This window comes from Streptomyces sp. NRRL F-5650, assembly GCF_000721365.1.
Lineage (GTDB): Bacteria > Actinomycetota > Actinomycetes > Streptomycetales > Streptomycetaceae > Streptomyces > Streptomyces ardesiacus.
The window spans coordinates 117,642-138,135 of sequence record NZ_JOGV01000007.1 but is presented as its reverse complement, the minus strand read 5'-3'; the positions used below and the strand labels follow the sequence as shown (position 1 = coordinate 138,135).

The 20,494-nt window shown below is 70.5% G+C and carries 18 protein-coding genes and 2 pseudogenes; 12 read left to right on the top strand and 8 right to left on the bottom strand.

Annotated features, from left to right (window positions below):
- Positions 1 to 350: 350 nt before the first annotated feature.
- The 4 genes from IG88_RS0109570 (at position 351) to IG88_RS0109550 (ending at position 4,273) form a co-directional block, all read left to right on the top strand.
- Positions 351 to 851, top strand: a complete 501-nt coding sequence (locus IG88_RS0109570; protein ID WP_031037443.1) for a TetR/AcrR family transcriptional regulator — start codon at positions 351 to 353, stop codon at positions 849 to 851.
- A gap of 89 nt (positions 852 to 940) precedes the next feature.
- Complete coding sequence (locus IG88_RS0109565; protein ID WP_031037442.1) at positions 941 to 1,969, top strand: hypothetical protein; 1,029 nt, start codon at positions 941 to 943, stop codon at positions 1,967 to 1,969.
- Positions 1,970 to 2,694: 725 nt separating this feature from the next.
- The gene (locus tag IG88_RS0109555) at positions 2,695 to 3,768 is read left to right on the top strand and encodes a hypothetical protein (RefSeq protein WP_158853866.1); all 1,074 of its coding nucleotides are present in this window, start codon (positions 2,695 to 2,697) and stop codon (positions 3,766 to 3,768) included.
- A 43-nt stretch (positions 3,769 to 3,811) separates the two neighbouring features.
- Entirely contained in the window at positions 3,812 to 4,273 is a 462-nt protein-coding gene (locus tag IG88_RS0109550) for a hypothetical protein (protein ID WP_031037436.1), read from the top strand.
- A gap of 368 nt (positions 4,274 to 4,641) precedes the next feature.
- On the opposite strand, the gene IG88_RS0109545 is transcribed toward IG88_RS0109550, so the two are convergent.
- Positions 4,642 to 5,406 (bottom strand): SDR family NAD(P)-dependent oxidoreductase, encoded by a 765-nt coding sequence (locus IG88_RS0109545; RefSeq protein ID WP_234332091.1) that lies wholly within the window; start codon positions 5,404 to 5,406, stop codon positions 4,642 to 4,644.
- Positions 5,407 to 5,520: 114 nt separating this feature from the next.
- On the opposite strand from IG88_RS0109545, the gene IG88_RS0109540 reads away from it, so the two are divergent.
- Both IG88_RS0109540 and IG88_RS45275 read left to right on the top strand, forming a co-directional pair.
- The gene (locus tag IG88_RS0109540) at positions 5,521 to 5,955 is read left to right on the top strand and encodes an Rrf2 family transcriptional regulator (protein ID WP_031037432.1); all 435 of its coding nucleotides are present in this window, start codon (positions 5,521 to 5,523) and stop codon (positions 5,953 to 5,955) included.
- 24 nt (positions 5,956 to 5,979) lie between these two features.
- Positions 5,980 to 6,222, top strand: a pseudogene (locus IG88_RS45275) (transposase); the annotation flags it as partial.
- A gap of 320 nt (positions 6,223 to 6,542) precedes the next feature.
- Here the strand turns inward: IG88_RS45275 and IG88_RS0109530 are convergent.
- Entirely contained in the window at positions 6,543 to 7,460 is a 918-nt protein-coding gene (locus tag IG88_RS0109530) for an NmrA family NAD(P)-binding protein (RefSeq protein WP_031037426.1), read from the bottom strand.
- 150 nt (positions 7,461 to 7,610) lie between these two features.
- On the opposite strand from IG88_RS0109530, the gene IG88_RS0109525 reads away from it, so the two are divergent.
- On the top strand, positions 7,611 to 8,195 hold the full coding sequence (locus IG88_RS0109525) for a TetR/AcrR family transcriptional regulator (RefSeq protein WP_031037424.1): 585 nt from the start codon (positions 7,611 to 7,613) through the stop codon (positions 8,193 to 8,195).
- A 294-nt stretch (positions 8,196 to 8,489) separates the two neighbouring features.
- On the opposite strand, the pseudogene IG88_RS42460 reads toward IG88_RS0109525, so the two are convergent.
- Positions 8,490 to 8,661: pseudogene (locus IG88_RS42460) on the bottom strand (NAD(P)-binding protein); the annotation flags it as partial.
- Between the two features lie 4 nt (positions 8,662 to 8,665).
- On the opposite strand from IG88_RS42460, the gene IG88_RS0109520 reads away from it, so the two are divergent.
- Positions 8,666 to 8,995 carry a helix-turn-helix domain-containing protein gene (locus IG88_RS0109520; protein WP_234332089.1) on the top strand — a complete coding sequence of 110 codons (330 nt, stop codon included), beginning with the start codon at positions 8,666 to 8,668 and terminating at the stop codon, positions 8,993 to 8,995.
- Between the two features lie 603 nt (positions 8,996 to 9,598).
- Here the strand turns inward: IG88_RS0109520 and IG88_RS0109515 are convergent.
- Positions 9,599 to 10,024 (bottom strand): MarR family winged helix-turn-helix transcriptional regulator, encoded by a 426-nt coding sequence (locus tag IG88_RS0109515; protein ID WP_031037418.1) that lies wholly within the window; start codon positions 10,022 to 10,024, stop codon positions 9,599 to 9,601.
- Positions 10,025 to 10,112: 88 nt separating this feature from the next.
- On the opposite strand from IG88_RS0109515, the gene IG88_RS0109510 reads away from it, so the two are divergent.
- Positions 10,113 to 10,754 (top strand): MBL fold metallo-hydrolase, encoded by a 642-nt coding sequence (locus IG88_RS0109510; protein ID WP_031037415.1) that lies wholly within the window; start codon positions 10,113 to 10,115, stop codon positions 10,752 to 10,754.
- A 749-nt stretch (positions 10,755 to 11,503) separates the two neighbouring features.
- On the opposite strand, the gene IG88_RS0109500 is transcribed toward IG88_RS0109510, so the two are convergent.
- On the bottom strand, positions 11,504 to 12,412 hold the full coding sequence (locus tag IG88_RS0109500; RefSeq protein ID WP_031037410.1) for an alpha/beta hydrolase family protein: 909 nt from the start codon (positions 12,410 to 12,412) through the stop codon (positions 11,504 to 11,506).
- 103 nt (positions 12,413 to 12,515) lie between these two features.
- On the opposite strand from IG88_RS0109500, the gene IG88_RS0109495 reads away from it, so the two are divergent.
- Together IG88_RS0109495 and IG88_RS0109490 are read left to right on the top strand one after the other, a co-directional pair.
- A complete protein-coding gene (locus IG88_RS0109495) occupies positions 12,516 to 13,085 on the top strand; it encodes a TetR/AcrR family transcriptional regulator (protein ID WP_031037408.1) in 570 nt (189 codons plus the stop codon).
- Between the two features lie 263 nt (positions 13,086 to 13,348).
- A complete protein-coding gene (locus tag IG88_RS0109490) occupies positions 13,349 to 13,876 on the top strand; it encodes a DinB family protein (RefSeq protein WP_031037406.1) in 528 nt (175 codons plus the stop codon).
- A gap of 168 nt (positions 13,877 to 14,044) precedes the next feature.
- On the opposite strand, the gene IG88_RS0109485 is transcribed toward IG88_RS0109490, so the two are convergent.
- The 3 genes from IG88_RS0109485 to IG88_RS0109475 form a co-directional block, all read right to left on the bottom strand.
- On the bottom strand, positions 14,045 to 14,812 hold the full coding sequence (locus IG88_RS0109485) for a hypothetical protein (RefSeq protein WP_031037405.1): 768 nt from the start codon (positions 14,810 to 14,812) through the stop codon (positions 14,045 to 14,047).
- Positions 14,813 to 15,029: 217 nt separating this feature from the next.
- The gene (locus tag IG88_RS0109480) at positions 15,030 to 16,523 is read right to left on the bottom strand and encodes a carboxylesterase/lipase family protein (RefSeq protein ID WP_031037403.1); all 1,494 of its coding nucleotides are present in this window, start codon (positions 16,521 to 16,523) and stop codon (positions 15,030 to 15,032) included.
- A 22-nt stretch (positions 16,524 to 16,545) separates the two neighbouring features.
- Complete coding sequence (locus tag IG88_RS0109475; RefSeq protein WP_031037399.1) at positions 16,546 to 17,460, bottom strand: MBL fold metallo-hydrolase; 915 nt, start codon at positions 17,458 to 17,460, stop codon at positions 16,546 to 16,548.
- A gap of 197 nt (positions 17,461 to 17,657) precedes the next feature.
- Between IG88_RS0109475 and IG88_RS0109470 the strand changes: the two genes are divergently transcribed.
- Positions 17,658 to 20,441 (top strand): helix-turn-helix transcriptional regulator, encoded by a 2,784-nt coding sequence (locus IG88_RS0109470; protein ID WP_037835636.1) that lies wholly within the window; start codon positions 17,658 to 17,660, stop codon positions 20,439 to 20,441.
- Positions 20,442 to 20,494: the final 53 nt, after the last annotated feature.

Genomic DNA, 20,494 nt, shown 5'->3' with positions numbered 1-20,494 from the left:
CGATCGGCGGTCACTCGCGTGCACCCGCACCGGTGGCGGACCCCGAAGCTCGAGTTCGACGATCCGCTCCAGTGGGCGGTCGAGGTTTCCAGCAGGCCGGATCCATGGTGCGGGTGGCGCGACGGACACAGGACACCGCCGACAAGGGCGGTCGAGCAGGCTTCGGCGGGCCCCAAGGCGTACACCATCCACCGGACAAGGGGAAAATCCCCCAGGCTGCCTGACGCGGCACCGCAGCCTTGTGGCCGGCCCTCAGGAGGTGGAAGACCCCACCTCCTGAGGGCGAGGCGAGGAGATAAAGGAACGGTCGTTCTTGATTGATCGTTCCTTAAATGCCTACTCTCCTGACCTTGGGCAGGCCAAGGGCATTCGACGAAGACGAAGTGGTGCGCGCCGCTGTGACTCTGTTCGGGGGACGCGCGTATGACGGCGTGTCCGTTGACGACCTCGTCAGTCACCTCGGCGTGCACCGCAACAGCCTGTACAAGACGTTCGGAAGCAAACGCGGCCTCTACCTGACCGCTCTGCGCCGCCATCTCGCCGAGGACGTCGGCCCGTTGCTCGAGGCCCTGGCCGGCGTACCGGACGTCGCGGCCGCTCTGCGGCTCGTCACCTCGGCCGACCTCGGCCTGCTTCTCCTCGCGGCGGTCGAACGCGCACCGGTGGACGAAGAGGTCGCCACCGAGGTGACGGCCGCGTTGGCGGCCGTCGACCAGGCGGTCGCCGACGCGCTCGGCCTCCCCTCCGACCTGGCCACCGCCCTCACGGCCGCCGCGCTGGGCATCGTCCTGCGCCGCAACCCCGAGAACGCCGCCACCGGACTGGCCCAAAGCCTCAGCCCGCGCACCTGAAGAGGAAACCGGCTTGGCACTGATACGTATCGAAGGCGACGACCTCGTCGTCGTGATCGAGGGCCTCCTCGCTGGAGGGAGGTAGGCCAGTGTTTCGCCACGTGGCAGCGGCCGTGATGACGCTGGCCGTCGTCACCGTCACTCCGGCCGAGGCAACGCCCGTGCTGCTGTCTGCCGCCGATCGCGAGGTCGCCTTCACGGCCGACGGTACGACCGCGTACGGCACCCTGCACGTTCCCGAGCATCGCGCCGGACAACGGCTGCGGGCAGCACTGCTGCTGCCCGGCAGCGGTCCCACCGACCGCGACGGCAACCAGCCGCCCGCGTCCTTACCGCACACCCTGGCGCAGTTGGCCGATGCGCTGGGCAAGGATGGAGTCGTCACGCTGCGGTTCGACAAGTACGCCACCGGCCGCACCGGACTCGGCGCGTACCAGGATCGCCCGGAGGAAGTGCACTACCCGGCGTTCGTCCGCCAGGTACAGGCCGCCTACGCGTCGTTGTGCAACCAGCCGGAGACCGATCCGCACACGCTGCTTGTCGTTGGACGCGGCGAGGGTGCGATGACGGGACTGCTGCTGGGCGGCACCGTCCACCCGCGCCCGGCCGGCCTGGCGCTTCTGCAGCCACAGGCAATCCACATGCTGGACCTCGTCGCGCTCCAGCTCAGAGCTCAGATCGCCGAAGCGACCCGACAGGGCCAGTTCACGCCGGAGCAGCAACGCACCATCAACGCGGCGGTCGATGCCGCCGTCACCGCCCTGCGCGACCGCCGACCGGTCCGCACCGCCGATCTGCCCTCCCCGATCGCCCGGCTCTTCGAGGCGTTCCAGGGACCGAACGCCCGGTTCGTGCAAAGCGACGACGCCGTCTACCCACCGGCCACCGCCGCCGCACTCCGGCCGGGAACCAGAGTGCTGCTGACGCGCGGCACGCAGGACGTCCTGCTCCCTTGTGACACGACGAACGCCCTGACAGCCGCCCTGCGTCACGCGCACGCCGGTGGACCGGGCCGGGTGGTACTGCCGGGGATCGACCACCTGATGCACGACACCGACCATCCGAACACACTCGCGCCGCCCGTACTCCACTCGTTGCACTGCTCCGCCCAACACTGACGCCGCACGAGAACGCCTCCGGCGACCTCGACCACGGGATGCCGCAGCGGCGAGCGGCGGCCTCGTACCGGCGCAGGCAGGCTGCAGGCCCACGACGCCATAGGTGCGGGACGGCGCGCGGCTCGGTGGGTTGCGGTATGGATGATGCCGAAGCCGCCGGCGTTGGCGACGGTCGCCTGGTGAACGAGTCGCTGCGCGGCAGGGCTGGCGGGGCTGGCGGCCAGGTTGTCGACGAGCGAGGCGAGGCCCGGCGGCAGCGCCCGGGAGACGCTCGTGCCGCCGGTGCCCAGGGTGTCTCCAGGCCGGGGATGCCGCAGTGGAGGACGGACGGCCAGGCGGCGCGCCTGAGGTGATCGGTGACCACGTCCGCGCCAACCCCACCCGCGCATGACCACGTGGGGTCGGGGGCCGTCGGTTCGCGCTTGCCGGCTTCCTAGTGATGTCAACCTCCTGCGGTACACGCCTCAACTCTTGGTGGGACGACAGCCACCCGCACCCTTCGTAGCGTGGTGCGGCACCAGGTGACGTCGGGGCGGGCATACCGGGCAGCCGGCCCCTGGACGTACCCACCTCTGGAAGGCAACGGATCAGAACCACTGCGCAGGTCCTCGCGCGGGAGACGCCAGCTCATGAACTGTGGCCACGGGGCTGGTTCAGGGCGCAACGGTCCTGCGTGCGTGATGGCGTAGGCGCGCCTGCGCGGCGCGCCGGGAGGAAGGGGAAGTATGAGTTTGAACCGTCGGCAGTTACTGCGGGGAACCGTGGCGGCCGGGGCGTCGGCCCTCTCGCTGGGCGTGTTGGCCGCGCCGGCACGGGGAGCGATCCTCAGACCGCAGGCCGCCCGTACATCCCGTGCTGGCTTCAACGTCGCTCTGCTCGACAAGGCAAATCAGGTCATCACGAACTATCACACCGCAGACATCCAGAACAATGTCTTCACCAAGCCCTGGGCCAAGTTCGAAACGGGTGGCTGGGATCCGCTGGAAATCAAGGTCCGCACGTTCCAGGGTTCCAGCGAACCAGCCTTCCTGGTCTGCGGCGGCAACCCGGACAAGGGGGCCGTGACGATCCACCGGCAGAGCGACGCCGCGGCGCTCGGCTGGAGGAACGATCTGACGATCTTTCCGCACTCCCTGGAGTACCTCCCCAACCAGGATGTCGTCATCGTCGTGGGTACCAGAGGACTGGACGATCTGGACAAGCCGCCGGCCGGCAAGCGAGCAGGCGGGCAGTACGAGTTGTTCCTCGCACCCGGCAAAACAGGGGCCGGCACCCTCCAGAAGGTCACCGGCATCCCCGATGCCGACCGGGCATTCCGTCAAGCGCACGGGGTTGTCTGGGACGCCTCCAGGAAGTGGGTCTGGATCTACGGCGGCGACAAGCTGCGGCCGTACACGGTGAGCGGCTACCGGGAAACCACCCGCCTGCACACGATCCCGCACCCGAGCGACCCGAAGCAGACGCTTGAAGTACGCAATCAGGTCTTCGAGAACGGGCACGACCTGCAGCCCGACCTCATGGAGCCGCAGTACCTCTGGGCGACGAGCTCCGACGAGATCATCCAGATCAACAAGGCCGGCGGTATCCCCACGATCCAATGGCACATACCGGCCAAGTCCCCGAAGTCCTTCTCCCGCGACCGTTCCGGCGTCGGCATCTGGACCTCCGACTCCCTCGGCAACTCCTACGGCGACGAGTTCGTCCGCTTCCTCTGGGACGCCACTCACCAGAAGGTCGAGGCCAAGTCAGGCACCGCGACCAAACCGATCCTCTACAAGGCCCGCCTCCTCGACATCTGACCGCTTCCGCCCACTTCTCCACGAGCACACGGAAGGCAAAGAAATGACCTCTCGCCTGGCCAGAACCACCGCGATCGCAGGCGCCGGCGCAGCGCTGTGCCTGGGACTGTCCACTGCCTCCGCGTCGGCCGAGGAACGCCCCGACCACTGGGACAACGGCTACATCGCCTACGCCAACACCCGCTACGCCCAGACCGACCCGACCCTTGGCGCCTTTGCCGCCGTGGGAATCGAATGGACGGGGTACAAGGTCAGCCTCTCCGGCACCGTCTGGGACCGTGCCGCCGACGGCTACTCCGTCCGCATGGAGGTCGGCTACAACTGGCAGAACGGCTCGACCTGGGAGTGGACCACCCGCATCTTCGGCAAGGCCGAGGGCGGAAACGGCGACTCCAAGTCCAGCAGCGCCCATTCCAAGACCGGGGTGAACGTCAAGGACCTCAAGCTCCGCGCCTGCACCGTGAACAGCAGCAACAAGGTGGTCAAGTGCAGCGCCTGGGCCTGATCCCGACACTCTCGTAGCCCCCGCACGCGGCCTGGCGGCAGCCGACCGCCACTGCCGGGCCGCGTGCCGGCGAGGCCGGCGCTGAGGCATCGTCTGGCGGGCTTCGGCGTCGTACGCCTGGCACCGACGCCGTCGGCACAGGAGCGCGCTCACGTCATCGGGCGTACACGCCGGGGCTACTGCCAGCTCTTCCGGGAGCAGACCGACCGGTTCGGTGGCGGTCTCTGTCGGCTCGTCACACGATCACGATCTGGGCTGGTCGGGGCGCGTCCACGCACACGCGGGTCGTTGGCGGTGCGTGCCCCGAAGACGCGATCCTCTTCGGGGCACGGGGCACGGGGCACGGGGCACGGGGCAGGTGGTCGGGGTCAGGCGTTGTAGCCGCCGTGGGCGTCCAGCACCGCGCCCGTGACGTAGGACGCGGCGGGGCTCGCCAGGAAGGCGATCGCCGCGGCGATTTCGTCGGGGTGCCCCATGCGTTGCAGGGACAGCGAGCTGAGCAGGGTCTTGAGGGTGTCGGGGTTCGGTGGTTGCATGCCGCTGTCCATCAGCCCGGCTTCCACGACGTTGGCCGTGATGTCGCGGGGCCCGAGGTCACGTGCGGCCCCCATGGTGTACCTCTCGATGCCTGACTTGGTCGCCGAGTAGTCGGCAACGCCCGGGACGCCGACCCTGGAGCCCAGTCCGGAACTCACCGTGATGATGCGGCCGCCCGTGCGCAGGACTCGGGAGGCGGCCCGGATGACGGCGATCACGCCGAGGTAGTTGGTGGCGTGCATCCGGTCCAGTGCGGCGATGTCGGCGTCCGGGTCGTCCACCGTACGGCCCTGCTCCACCGAGATCGCCGCGTTGTTGACGAGGATGTCCAGGCCGCCGAAGTGCGCGACCACGTCGTCGATCAGCGCCGGCGCCCGGCTCGTGTCCGCCTGGTCGGACTTGAAGGCGACGGCCTTGGCTCCCTTGGCGTGCACCTCGTCGACGACGGCCTGCGCCTGCTTCTCGGAGCTGACGTAGGTGAAGGCGACGTCGGCGCCCTGCTCGGCCAGCAGTCGTACGGTCGCGGCTCCCAGTCCGCGCGATCCCCCGGTGACCAGGGCGACTTTGCCCGTGAGTGGCTTGCTCAATCTTCTCACCTCGTTGGTTGATCCCTACCGACTGTCGCAACAGTAATTGTTACGACAGCCTGTTGCAACCATAGCTGTTACGACTGCAGTAGAATGAGGCGTTGCGGCCGAGAGGAGGAGCCCATGAGCGCCAACAGCAAGCTGACCATCGCCGCCCACGCGCTGGCCTGGATCGGCCTCTACCAGCGCCAGGGCCACGAGGTCGCCACCTCCGAGCAGATCGCGACCAGCGTGAACACCAACCCGGTGGTGATCAGACGGCTGCTGGGCGAGCTGCGCAGGGCCGGGCTCGTGGAGTCCCGCCGAGGCGTGGGTGCGGGCTGGTCGCTGGCACGCGATCTGGGGTCGATGACCCTGCTCGACGTGTACGAGGCAGTGGAGCCCGGCCCGCTGTTCGCAATGCACCGCGCCACCCCGAACCAGGGTTGCGTGGTGGGTCACGGCATCCAGCCGGCGATGCAGAGCATCTACGAGGGCATCGAGGAGACGGTGAGACACGAACTGGCCCGCGTCACGCTCGCGAGCGTGCTCCAGGACGTACTCGCGGCACCTCGCTAGCCTCACCCCCGGCCAAAGAAGTCGCCGGACTCACGGCCAGTGGCGGATCGAGGGTGCCTGCAGGGCGTCCTGTACGTCCTGCACCACGACACCGCCTGGCAACACCTGCCCCCGGAGCTGGGGTTCGGTTCAGGGCACACCTGTTGGTGGCGCCCGGACCGGTGGCGGCAGGCCGGGGTCTTCGAGCAACTGCCCCGCGTCCCGCTCACCGCCGAACGCGGGGTCGGCGATGTTTCGCAGCAGACTCTTCACTCTGCCGGTTCTTGAGGGGCGAGCCTGGTTTTCCTGGATGGACCATTGAGCGTTTCCAGGGTGGTCACTGACCGGGCGACGGCCTGAGCCGGAGCACGCCGGCTGTCGTACAGGCAGGCCTGCCGTCACCGCTGGTTTCGACCCGGCAGTGGTTGGGGCAGGCGAGCAGGCGGCCGACCGTCACCGTCTCGGGAGTGAGGAACGGCAGTCCGGCCAATGGGTGCCCGGCAAATTCGGCAACCACCGTGCTGGGGGCGCCGGGGCGGAGCCAGTCCAGCTTCTCGCCCCGGTCCACGCCGGCGGACGCTGCCGGGCGTCGCAGCGTCGGACACGCCCTAGTCGGACACGGGTGCCGGCTGCTCACCCGCCCACTCGGCGAAGGTGGTGACCGGGATGCCCAGCTCCCGGGCGAACCCGGGCCGGGCGGGCTGGAGAACCGCGTTGTTCCACTCGTGTCCGGCTCCCCACGCCGGCATACCCGCGTCGAGGGCCTCTTCCAGGCTCATGGAGGGCGCGGTCACGGGCACGCCCCAGGCGGCGGACAAGGTCTGCGCGATCTGTTCCATGGTGCGCAGGTCACCGGCCAGTTCCAGTTCCACCTGGTGGAACCGGTCAGGGTCGCGAAGGGCATGCGCCGCAGCCGTGCCGATGTCCCGCACGGCCACCAGGGCCAGTTCGGTCTGCGGCTTCAGCACCGTCAACAGTCCGCCGCGCGGCCCCCTGGGCGCCAGCAGGGGCAGGTTCTCCATGAAGAAGGCGGGCTTGATCACCGTCCAGCGGGCAAAACCTGCTCCCCGCACCGCCTCCATGATCGCCTGCTTGGTGCGGAAGTAGTCGCCCATCGCCGCCCAGCGGCCCTCCGCCCAGCCGGGGGCCCGGCTGTGCTCACCGACTCCACTGGTCGAGGACTGCACGAACTGCCGTACTCCCTCAGCCTTCGCCGCGTCCACGAGGTTGCCGGCCTGGGCGAGCTCGCCCGCGAAGTCCACGCCGGTCCCGGTCATGGGCGGCGTCTGCACCGAGAACACCGCGCGGACCCCCTCAAGTGCCGGACCGAGGGAGGCCCGGTCGGAGAGATCCGCCCGCACCAGCTCGGCACCCAGCGCCTCGATCGCCTGGGCGGACTCCGACCGCGGATCGCGCACGAGTGCACGTACCGGCACCTCGGCGGCCAGGAGTGCGCGGGCCGCGGCCCCGCCTTGCCGGCCGGTGGCTCCGGTGACCAGAACGGTATCGCTGTTGATGGGCGTCATTGCTGCTCCTCACGGGCCGGACACAAAACGGTCAGTGTTGTTGAGGCGCGTCTGTCCTCCCCCGCGGGGGCCGAACAAAAAGGGGGGGGCCCCGCCTTTTTGCCTGCCGCTAAGATATGGCGGGGCCCGCCGTTTAGCAATGAGGAGATCATGACCGGTCAGCGCTCAGACGCCCGACGCAACTACCAGCGCATCCTCGCCGCCGCCGAAGCCGAGGTCGCCGCACACGGCGCCGAGGCATCCCAGGAACAGATCGCCCGCACCGCAGGCGTCGGTTCTGCCACTGTGCGCCGCCACTTCCCCACCCGCCGCGCCCTGCTCGAAGCCGTCTTCCAGGAGCGCATCGAGGGCCTGTGCGAGCGCGCCCACCGGCTGAGTGCGACCGAGGACAGCCGCACCGCCCTGCTGGAGTGGCTCCGCGCCCTCGTCCTCTACGCCGTCTCAGCCCGCGGATTCGCCAACACCCTCAGCTACGAGCCTCCCACCGAGGAACCCTCTCCGCACTCCTGCGGCAACCAGATCGCAGCAGCGGGAACTCCCCTGCTCCAGCGGGCCATTCGCGACAAAGCGGTTGCACCGCACGTCACCTTTCACGACCTGCTGACCCTCGCCGTCGGCATCGCCCTGGCCACCGAACACCACGAAGACCCGGAAACCCAGGCCGACCGCGTCTTCCACCTCACTGTGGAGGGGCTCAGCCCTGAGCGCGGCATCACTGAGGTGTCCGAGAACTGAGGATCTCCGGCACTGGCGACGGAGGGCCTGCCGCAGTTCCTCGGCTCGACTGCCGGGCTGTCACCGGCCACTGTCACCCGGCCGACCCGGCAGGCAGGCGGATCACGCCGTCTGCCGGAACCGGGACCTGACCGCATCCGGCTACGTCGTCCGTGTGGGCGGACGGCGCGCACTCCCAAGTCCGCCTGGGTCAGGCCCGCTCCGCCGTGTTGGTGCCGATGGGCGTGCGCACCGACGGCTCCCAGGGGCTGATCGCGCCGGCGGAAGGACTGCGGGAGCCGGCCGAGCCGTGGGCCGGCCTGCCGCCGGGATCGCGGGCCCCTTCACCACGATCGCGCTACCACCGGAGCGCAGGTGCCGGGCGTGTGTCGACGACCGTCGGCCGGGGTCCGTTCCGGGAGAGCCAGTACGCGAGTGCGGGCCCTGCGATTCCGGCACCGACTATCAGCACCTCGGGCTTCTTCATGACGATGACCTCCCGGAGTGTCGACGACCAGGTCCCCGGCGAGTGCCGGCCGGGGCTGAGGGAGCGGCAGCACAGAGCGGTGCGTTCGGTGATGACCGAGTTGACCGCCGACCGCAGCGACAGCGAGCGGGGCTGCAACTCGTTCAATCTGCCGATCTCGAAGCAGACCCAGACCCACCACTTCCGAGTCCTGCGCGAGGCAGGTCTCATTGACGAGGTCGACTACGGCAACCGCAAGGGCATCCGACTACGACGCGCGGAGATCGACAAGAGATTCCCCGGGCTGCTCACGCTCCTGGGCGCGGAGCCCCCGGGCGACACGGCTCCTCGCTGAACGCGGCTGGGCGCACCGGAAGGAGTCCGAGCCGGTCCTGAGCCGCGAGCTCGACCGGATTCAGCCCACACCCGCACCCACCCTGTGCGCCTCACCCGCGCTGCTGGGATCTGTCCACGACATCGAGGCCGCGCGAACCCCCCGGCATCATCGGTGCCCCGTCGGGGGCCGGGGTGGATTGCCGGGCCGACAAGGGCTACCGGGGCATGCACAGACCGAGGTTGGAAGGGGCTCATTGACGCGGGGCCGTGCGTACGGGGTTGCACCTTCCGTAGCGGCATGCGGTCCTGCGGACTCACGTCCCGCGTCGAAGTCCCGGGCCGGGACGAGGAAGGCGTAGTGCTGCGAGTGAATCGGTTCGTCCCGCTTCCCGTAGAAGTCGAGCGTCACGCCGTTGCCGGGGCCGAGGGGCAGGAACGGCCCGGAGGGGGCGCCGACTTCGGGCCCAGGAGTTGCAAGAAGGCGCTGCTGGTCGGTGGAGGTCAGTTGGGGGTCGTCGGTCTCGGGAACCGCTGGAACGAGGCGCCGTGTTCGGGCGCCGGGGGGGCGGACGCGGAGAATGGCGGGGCGGGCCTCTCGCCCGCCTCGCGCTCACTTGAACGGTCAGTGCCGGGCGAGGTGGGCCGTCAGGCGGGACAGCAGGGCGACCGACTCGCTCAGCCGGCGCCTTTCCTCGGGGTCGAAGATCTCGCGGATGGCGGCGCCGAGGGCGCCCGCGCGCAGGGCGCGTTCCCGCTGGAGGCGGGAGCGGCCGTCGTCAGTGAGGCGCAGCAGGAACTTGCGGCCGTCGTCGGGGTGCCGCTCACCGCGGACCAGTCCGTCGGCGGTGAGGTCCTTGACCGACTTGGCGGCCGACTGGTGCGTGACGCCGCGCAGGCGGGCGAGGTCGGCCGTCGTCAAGGGGCCGTCACGGTCGAGGAATCCGAGGATTGCGGCCTCGCCGGGAGGCATGGTGTCCGCGGCTCGCACCGCCCGGACCAGCTCCCCGATCGACCGTCGCAACTCCTCGGCCAGCACGTCTTCGTCCATGGAGGCATCCTAGCCGTATTTCCATCGTCTAGTTGTACAGTTAAGTTGTACAGATAATTGTCAGTGAAGACGGAAGGACGTCGCGGTCGTGGAACTCACCAAGTTCGGTCATGCGTGTGTGCGGCTGGAGAAGGACGGGCGCCACCTGGTCATCGATCCGGGCGGCCTGACCGACCCCAGGGCGTTGGACGACGCCGACGCCGTACTCGTCACGCACGAGCACTTCGACCACTTCTCGGAGGAGGTGCTGCGCCGGACGGCGGCAGCGCGTCCGGGTTTGCGCATCTGGACCAACGCCTCCGTCGCGAAGCGCCTGGACGGCCTCGGCGCACAGGTCGCCACCACAGGGGACGGGGACGCCTTCAGCGTCGCGGGTTTCGACATCCGGGTACACGGGACCTGGCACGCGGTCATCCACCCGGACGTTCCGCGCATCCCCAACATCGGTTTCCTGGTGGACGAGTCCCTGTTCCACCCCGGCGACGCCCTGACCGTCCCCGACACCCCGGTCGGCACGCTGCTGCTGCCCGTGCACGCCCCCTGGTCGACCGTCGGGGACCTGATCGACTACGTACGCGAGGTCGCTCCGCACGATGCCTACGCCGTGCACGACGGCGCCCTCAACGACGTCGGCACGACGATGGTCGAGGGCTTCCTCGGTCAACGGGGCCCAGGGGTCCCGGCCCGCTACCGTCGGCTGGCCCCGGGAGAGAGCGTCCGGATCGACTGAGCGGACGGGCCGGAACCGGTGCCCACTGGTTTGTTCACGGCGACCTCCTCGCCCTCACCCGCACCGCCGACGCGCCCGGCGCCGTCACCCTCCTCACCTCCGACGGCACCGAGGCCGCGGTCCTCCCCGGTGACGGGCCGCACGGCAGACTGCGGGCGCTCGGCTTCGGCCCCGCGTCCGACGACCACCCCGCCTTGCTGCTCGTCCGCGAGCGTGGGGGCCGCTGCACCTCGCCACCTGGACCGCCAGCACTGGCACCGTCACCCACGACTGGTGCGCGCCGAGGGGAGAGTCCGGCGAGCGCGGCGGGGCCGTTCACCCGTCACCGAACTGCGGCCGGCCCGGCCGCTGCACACCGTGGATGCGTCCCGCAGCCGTCGGCGTACCCGTGCGGCCGTATGCGCTCCTCCCCCGCACCGGGCCCAAGCCGGGGACCGCGGTCCTTCTCTGTTCCGAGTGCGGCACCGCGATCACGCCGGAGCTCACCGAGCCCGGCGCGTCTCCTGTCCCGGTCGCGCGGACCTTCGGTCTGCCGCGAAGAAGGCTTCGTCATCCGGTCGGCTGCCCAAGCACAGTGCTGGTGCGCCCTGATGACGCCGCCGGCCTTCAGCCACTGCCCGACTGGGAGAACTGCAGTGGCCGCTGCGCGACCCGGCGCGGACCGAGGTGTGAGCAGAGGCGCGGGAGCGGCCCGGGCACCGCCGCGCCCTCGCCGGTCGGACAGGGGTGACTGTCGGACCGGTCTGGGCTCATTTGCCGGCGATGCTCCACGTACCGTCGCCGTCCTCGGCGGTGCTGCCGAGGGCGGTCCACTCGGTGTCGTCGAGACCCAGGGCCGCGCGGAGGTAGGCGGAGACCGCGTCGGCGACGAGGACGACGCGGGCGGGATCCTCGTCGGTGGTCTCGGCGACCCTCTCGCCGGCGATGCCGCCCATGGTGTGCTCGGCCTCGGCGATGGTGAGCAGACTCTTGGGCGCCGGGCTGAAGTGGTAGGCGTCGGTGAACCACTCCGGCCCCCGGGTGGAGAGCTGCGACTGGTCCTTGCCTCCCGCGACGACCAGGGCCGGGGTTGCCATGGTGGAGAAGTCCGGCTTCATGAACGGCAGGTTCTCGGCGGCGAACGGGGTGAGGGTGTCGCCGGTTCCGGTCGCGGCGATCAGCGCGCCGGCGGACACCGCGGAGTGGGAGAAGTCCTCGCCGGGAACACCGTCGGCGTCGAGTACGCGGGCGCCGAGGACGGCGCCTGCGGTCTGGGCGCCCCAGGAGTGACCCACCACGGCGACGCGCTCACGGTCGACGCGGGTCTCCAGGCCGGTCCGGGCCAGGACGTCTCCGAGGTTGTCGAGGATCGCGTGGAGATCGGCTATCCGGACGCGCCAGATGGTGGCGAAGCGCGGGTCGTCCCAGCCGATGGCGTTGCGGCGGGAGTCCAGGTGGGTGGGCTGCACCACGACGAATCCGGCGGCGGCCCACCGGTCGACGAGCGGCTCGTACCCGTCCATGGACCACGCGTTGCCGTGGGAGAAGACGATCACGGGCAGATCCTGGCCCGACCAGGGGGCGGTGACCTTCACCTGCAGGTCGATGCCGCGGCCGGGTGCGGGAACGGGAATGGGCTTGATCGAGACGATCTGGTGGTCGAGGGCACGGGAAGACATGGGAGACCTGTGCTTTCTACGCTGAACGGCTCTGCCATACTTTGGCGGAGCGACGTTCCGCCAACTTAGCGGAACATTGTTCCGCGAGCAAAGGGAGCCATCGGTGCCGGAGTCGGTCGGGGTACGCCAAGCACAGGCGCAGCGCACTCGCAGCGGCGTACTGGAGGCTGCTGCGGCGGTCTTCGTCGAGCAGGGCGTCCAGGCGCCCGTCCGTGACATCGCCGAACGCGCCGGCGTCGGTGTCGGCACGGTCTACCGGAACTTCCCGACCCGCGCAGACCTCGTCACCGCCGTCTATCGGCACCAGATCGACGCCTGCGCCGCTCTCGCCCCCCGGCTCCTCGAGGAGTCCGCCTCGCCATTCACCGCGCTGACCCTGTGGACAGACGCGTTCGTGGAGTTCCTGGTGACCAAGCACGGCCTCGGCGCGGCACTGGGGTCCGGAGACGCAGGTCTGGAGAACCTCCACGCCCTCATGCTCGACACCCTGGTCCCGGCCTGCGCGACGCTGCTGGAGGCCTGCGCCGCCGCCGACGAGATCCGCCCCGGCATCACCGCCTACAGGCTCATGCGCGCCATCGGAAACCTCTGCATCACCGGCCCCGACTACGATCAGGCCGACGCCAAGCGCATGGTCGCCCTCCTCCTCGCCGGATGTCGCAGCACGGCATGACAACGGGCCCGGCACCGTGCCGGGCCCGTTGTAGTTGTAGCGGGGCGCCCGGCACTGGCCATCCAGGGCCCTCCGCACTGTCCGCCGGGTGGCATGCATGTGCACCGCAGAGCCCACCGCCGCATCCCACCGCGGTGGCCGCGGCGGATCGCGGCGGTACGGGATCGACCTTCCTTCGAGTGCGACGTCCCCATCGGGCCGCCCCCTGCGGCAGAAGCGCAACGGGTCGTGTGAGGAACGGCTGCTGCTGCCAGGGTGTACTCATGCATACGACACCGGACGGGCGGCCGATTCCTCCCGCGCAGGCCGACGAGCGGACCATGCTGGAAGCTTGGCTGGACTTCCATCGCGCGACTCTCGCCCTGAAGTACTCGGGCCTCGGAGATGACCGAGTACGGCTTGCTCCGGCCTCGCCGTCGTCGATGACACTGCTCGGCCTCGTGCAGCACATGGCCGAGGTGGAACGCAACTGGTTCCAGCGCGTGTTCGCAGGTCAGGTCGTGCCACCGGTCTTTGGGGAGAGCAACCGCGACGGCTTCGCCCTCCAGCCCGAACGCGGGATCGACGAGGCGGCGACCGCCTGGCAGGCCGAGGTCTCCCGCGGCCGTGAGCTGATCGCCGACGCAGGACTGGACGACTCCGGCCGCCTGTCCGAACAGGAAGCAGGTCACGTCGGCGACCAGCGAGTCTCCCTGCGCTGGATCATGGTGCACATGATCGAGGAATACGCACGTCACAACGGCCATGCCGACCTCATCCGTGAGCAGATCGACGGATCCACTGGTGCGTGAGGTGTGCTCACACGCTCGGAAGGCGACCAGGGACCATGTGGTCGCCGTGCGGGAACGCAAGGCGTCGGGCCCCGGAAACGTGGCGGACCCGACGCCTTGACCGTCGCAGCCGGTGCCGCCGGTGCTGCCCCCGTCAGCCTCCCGGCGACCGCGGCAGCACCGCGGACATCACTTCACCACGACGTTGTCCCCGGGCGACGTCGACGGCCCGGTGGTGGTGTTGCCGTAGTACACCCAGCGCCACATACCCGTCTTGGACGCCTTCACGGTCGTCCGGACAACGCCCGAACCGTTCGCGTACACCTTCTTCACCGTGGTGTAGGAGGCGCTGCCGGCAGGCTTGAACTGAAGGCTCACCAGGCGGCCTCCGTAGGCTGCGTACTTCCTGGTCTCCCAGTTGGCGCGCGTGACCTTCCCGGTGACGGTGACGGTCCGTCCCTTGGACACCGGTTCGGGCGAGGCGTCGACGGTCAGGTGGGAGTTGCGCTTGACGTACACCGTCAGACCCTCGTCGTCGGTGTCGCCGCCACCGCCCTTGAAGAACACCTCGGCCCCGACCTTCCAGGCCCCGGCCTCGCTGTTGCGCATCGCCCACTCGCTGGGGTCGAAGTACATCGTCTCGTTGAAGTCGCAGACTCCCGAGCCCACCTTGACGCAGTCGCTCGTTTCGATGGCGTGCCACAGCCGCTCACCCGCCGCACCACCGCGGTACAGGAACACCGCCGGCCACTTCCACTGGCGCGTGGTCGCCATCCGGAAGGAGGCGGGCACCGCGACCTCGTTCGACACCCCGATGACGACCGGCTTGCCGCGGTTCACCTGGACACGGGTGAACGAGACCCCGCCCTCGGCCGCCCCGGCCGGCACCGCGGCCAGGGCCGTGAACGCCGCCGCCGCACCACCGGCCACGACGGCTCTCCAGACCTGCTTCCCCACCTGATCCCCACTCTCCGTACGCGATGGCGCCGAAGGCTGATCCCTCCGGCGTCCTACAGACAGCCGGCACCGGCACGGGGTTGTGCACCCGCGCATCACGATGGGGCATCGGCCGGTCCCCCGCCGCTGGTTGAGACGGAGGACCCGGGCCGGAGGCGTGCAGCAAGCCGCTGCGGTGCGACGGCGGGTACCCGTGAGGACTGAGAGCCTACGAGTGTCAGTGCCAGGCCTGCCTTTCCTGGCTGCGGGGGTCGTCGATCTGGGTCCACTCGGCGTCGATGTGCATCGTGGCCCTGCGGTCGGTGTCGTAGGGGTCCCAGCCCGGGTCACCGGTGGCGGCGAACCGGATCCAGGTCTCGTGCACGCGGTCCGCGAGATCCGCCGGGGGCTCATCGGGGCCGAGCAGGGCGGCGGGGCCTCTCAGCTCGGGCCGGTCCGCGAGGTCGAAGACGAAGGGCAGCTCGACGGCGTGGGTGGCGCCGAGTTCTCCGTCCAGGGCCCGGGAGCGCCAGGCGAACTCGTACGCGTGGGTGGCGGACCCTGCATGGGCGGCATGGGCGCCGGCCAGAGCGCGGGTACCCGCGCCGAACAGGGCGTCGGCCATGATGGCCGAGCGCAGTTCCGCGAAGGATGCCTCGGGGCGGGACCTGCGGTAGGTCTCGACGAGCCGCGCCGGGTCCGGGTGCGAGCGCGCCGCCGCGTCGTCGACGTCGGCCGCGGTCGAGGCGGCGTACTTGCCCACCGGGACCAGGTAGAGGTTGCCCTCTTCGGTGTTGGTGCCGATGAGCAGGTCGATGTCGGCGGCGAGGCCCGCGGCGACGGCTTCGGCGGGCTGGGTGTCCAGGACCAGACCGAAGGGGCTCAGGCCGATCAGCGGGTCGCGGTGGGTGGCGGTCTGCAGGTCGATGCCCGCGAGCTCGGAGGCGGCCGCCACCAGGCGCTCGTCGGAGATCTCCGCGAAGGCGTCCACGTGCGGCGCTACGCCCAGGGCCGCGGCTGCCGCGGCGGTGACGCGGGCGGCCTGCTCGGTGCTGAACGCGCCCAGTCCGCTGCCGCTCTGCACGATCGCCCGGCGGAACAGGCCGGCGGCCTCCGCGGTGGCGAGGACGCCGCCGACCACGGTGGCCCCGGCCGACTGGCCGAAGAGCGTCACGTTGTCCGGGTCGCCGCCGAACCCGGCGATGTTATGCCTCACCCAGCGCAGCGCGGCGACGACGTCGAGCAGACCTCGGTTGGCCGGTGCGCCGGGCAGGTCCAGGAATCCGGCGATGCCGAGCCGGTAGTTGAGCGTGACGAGGACGACGCCGTCACGGGCGAAGGCGGAACCGTCGTACATCGCGGACCGCGTCGATCCGGCGACGAAGCCGCCGCCGTGCACGAACACCATGACCGGCAGGTCGCTCCGCGCGACGGCGGGCGTCCAGACGTTGACGGTGAGGTAGTCCTCGCCGCGGCTCCAGCCGGTGCCGAAGTAGGGGGCCATGTCGATGCTGCCGAGCCTGCGCTCGGACTGCGGCGCGTTGGGTCCGGGGACGGTGGCGTCCCGTACGCCGTCCCACGGCTCGTGCGGCTCGGGCGGCGCGAACCGGCCGGCGCCCAGGGGCGGGGCGGCATAGGGGATGTTCAGGAAGGCGGCGGTGCCGTCCTCCTGGCGCAGACCGCGGACGGCTCCCTGCGCGGTGGTCACGACGGGTTCGGGGTGGTGGTTCATCTCGGGTGCCTTTCCGCGGGCTTCAGCCCTGCTCGGCGTACGGGGCGAAGGGCGCCCAGCCCCTCACGGCGAAGGCGCTTCCCTCGCGTACGACTTCGGTGGCGCCGTGGCCGCCCAGATGCGCCGGGATCACGAGCGCGTTGTTGTCGGCGGCCCAGCCCAGCACCTTGCGGCGGGTGGCACGGGCTTCGGCGGGGTTCTCGCAGAAGCAGCTGTTGGCATCAGGCTGCAGGATCTGCGCCGGGCTGTGCAGCATGTCGCCGACGAACACCGCGCGGTCCGTTCCGGAGGTGAGGGTCAGCACGGAGGAGCCGGGGGTGTGCCCGGGAGCGGCGTCCAGGCGCAGGTTCGCGTCGATCCGGTGGTTGTTCTCCCACAGCCGCGTCAGGCCGGCCCGGTGCACGGGGGCCACGCTGTCCTCGAAGACGTTCTGGTTGCCGCGGCCGAGCAGCGGCCGGTGGCCGTTCTCGGGGTTCCAGAAGTCGAAGTCGTCCTTCGGCATCAGGTAGGTGGCGTTGGGGAACGTCGGCACCCAATTCCGCCCGTCCAGGTAGGTGTTCCAGCCGACGTGGTCGATGTGCAGATGCGTGTTGATCACGATGTCCACGTCCTCCGGCTGGACACCGGCCCGGGCGAGGTTGGCCAGGAAGTCCGTTTCCAGGCGGTTCCAGACCGGGGCGTAGGGACGGTCCTTGTGGTTGCCCACGCCGGTGTCGACCAGGATCGTCTTGCCCTCGCTGCGCAGCAGCCAGGTCTGGATCGCCGAATTCACCATGTTGGTCTCGGAATCCAGAAAATGTGGGGCGAGCCAGTCGGAACCGTCCTCCCAGAATCCCTTCGGAATTTCCGGGAAGAAGGTGTCGGGCGTCATTTCGACGGAACCGTAGTATTCCCACACCCGGGCGACTGACACATTGCCGAGGGCGATCTGTTCCATGGCATTACCTTGCATTGCTTTGCATTTCCTTGGAATTGGGCGGATTTTGTTCAACCGTACGAGCAGCCGCGGTGTGTGCGGTATCCGTCACATGACTGCACCTGTGCGTACACCCCTGACCAGGCGACGACGCCCGCACTTGTCCTGTCACGGGACAGCCCTTAGCATCTCCGGTATCCCAATTCCCTGGAGCACTCGTGGAATACGATGGAAGGGCTCGCGGGGAGCAGCACTCGAAGCGCAATTCCGGTCCGGCGCCGGTGGGCAGGGAGAGCGAGACCGCAGAAGTAGTCCGGCGGGTCTGCGCCGATCGGACCCGCAGTGACGTGTTGATCCTCACGGGCGACCCCGGCGCCGGAAAGAGCACACTCCTCGGCATCGCGGCCGCTCGCGCACGAAGTGCGGGTGACCGGGTGCTGCGGGCGGTGGGGAGCGTGTCCGAGGCGCACCTCGGGTTCGCGGGTCTTCACCAGATGCTGCGCCCGGTTCTCGGCGGGGCGGCGGGGCTGCCGTCGCGGCAGCGCTCCGCGCTCCGCGCGGTCCTGGGCCTCGACGAGTGTGCCGAGGCACCCGACGGGATGCTCGTGGGTCTGGCGGTTCTGACCTTGTTGGCGGACCTCGCGGAGACCGACCCGCTGCTGATCGTGGTCGACGACGCCCAGTGGATCGACCGCGCGACCCTGGACGTGCTCTCCTTCGTGGCACGCCGCATGGACAGCGAGCCCGTCACCCTGCTGCTCGGAGTCCGCACCGCGGCCGCACTGCCCGGCTTCGACGACGGGTACGAGCGCCTCGAACTCGGCCCGCTGGACGGTGCGGCAGCCAACCGGCTGCTCGACCGGCAGCCCACACCCCCCACGGGCCGGACCCGCGCGCGGATCCTCGAGGAAGCGGCCGGCAACCCGCTGGCCCTGGTGGAACTCGCCCACGCCACCGCGATCCGCAACCCCCTGGGCAGCAGCGTGTCGGGCCCGCTGCCGGTAACCGACCGGCTGGAGCGGATCTTCGCAGGACACGCGGCCGACCTGCCGGAACCGACCCGTCGCGTCCTGCTGCTCCTCGCGGCCGCCGACACCTCGGACACGCGGGCAGCCGCCGTGGGGCTGCCCGAGGCGGACGACAAGGCTTGGGAGCCGGCCGACCGTGCCGGTCTCGTCCGCCAGGACGGAACCCGGATCGCCTTCCGTCACCCGCTCGTCCGCGCCGCCGTCTACCACGGCGCGTCCTTCGAGGAACGCCGCCGGGCCCACCTGGCTCTCGCGGAACTGCTGCGCACGGAGCCCGACCGCCGCGCCTGGCATCTGGCCGCCGCGACGGTACGCCCCGACCAGGAGGTATCGGCCGCCCTGCAGCAGACGGCCAACCGGGCCCGGCGCCGAGGTGGCTATGCGGCCGCCGCCGCGGCCCAGGAGCGCGCCGCGGAACTCAGCCCGCACCGCGAGGACCGCGCGCGTCTGCTCACCGAAGCCGCCACGAACGCCGTCTTCACCGGCCAGCTCGGCTGGGTGGAGCACCTGGCCGCCGCAGTCCGCGAGTGCACCGACGACCCGGCACTGCGGGGCAGAGCCACGCTGGCCACCGGCCGGCTCATGTCTCTCGGCCCCCATCACACAGCGGCCTTCAGCCTGCTCATGCGCGTCGCCGACGAGGCGGCGGACACCCGGTCACCCCTCGTACTCGACGCGCTGGCCGCAGCAGCGGTGGTCCGCTACTACTCGGGCGAGGAGTCCCAGCGGCGACAGATCCAGAGCCTGCTCTCCGGCATGCCCGACAACGCCGCCGGAACGGCGCTGCACGCCTGGGTCATGGCCGTCTGCGACCCCGGTGGCGCGGGAGCACAGCTCGCACCGGTGATGCCTGGGCTCATCGCCGGGGCCAAGGGCGACGCCCAGCATCTGACCGCGCTCGCCATCGTCGCCTGGCTGCTCGACCAGACCACCCTCGCCGCCCAGACCTTCGACGAGGCCTTCGCCCAGTGGCAGGCGCACGGCCCGCTCCCGGACGGACTGGGATGCGCGGCCGGCTGGGCCCGTCTGGAGCAGGGCCGATGGGCCGAGGCCCGCTCGGTGGCGGCCGGCATCGCGGCCATGGCGTCGTCGGCCGGGCTCGACCATGCGGAGGCGTGTGCCCAGGTACTCGACGCCACGGTGGTCGCACTGCTCGGCGACGCGCCCGCCGCACGCCGGCTCGCCGAGCGGGCCCTGTCCCTCGTCGACCCGCTGGAGAGCCGCTCTGTCGCCGTCTTCGCACGTCGGGCCCTGGGGATGGCGGCCGTGGCCGAGGGCGACTACGAGACCGCGTACACACAGCTCCGCTCCGCGTTCACCGACGACGGCGATCCGGTCCACTACCACGTCTCCTACACCGTCCTGGCCGATCTCGCGGCGGCAGCCGTCCGCAGAGGACGGCGGGAGCATGCCGCACATCTGCTGGAACGGTCGGCGAAGCGTCTCGGTACGGGCATGTCGGCGCGGGTGGCCGCTCTGATCGACCGGGGCCGCGCCCTGCTGGCGGATCCCGAGCACGCGGAGCCGTTCTTCCAGGCGGCGCTCGCGCGGTCCGCGGGCGAGCAGTGGCCGTTCGAACGGGCGCAGACCCGGCTCGACTACGGGGAATGGCTCCGACGCCGGCGCCGTGTCGCCGAGGCCCGCCCGCTGCTGAGCGCCGCGCTGGAAACGTTCCAGCGCCTCGGGGCGCGGCCGTGGGCCCAGCGGGCACAGGCAGAACTGCGCGCCGCCGGCGTCGAAGCGACCGACGTCGTGCCCAGTGCCTTCACCGAACTCAGCCCTCAGCAGCAGCAGATCGTCCAGCTCGCGGCCCGAGGGCTGACGAACCGCGAGATCGGGGAGAAACTGTTCCTCTCGCCGCGCACGATCGGCTCCCACCTCTACCGGGTCTTCCCCAGGCTGGGCATCACCGCCCGCTCGCAACTCCGCGACGTACTCGAAGGCACCCTGTCCGGACACGACGCCCCGAGCTGACCGGGACCGGGACCCGGCACCGGCCCGACGGGCGGCTGCCGGCGGGGTGGAGG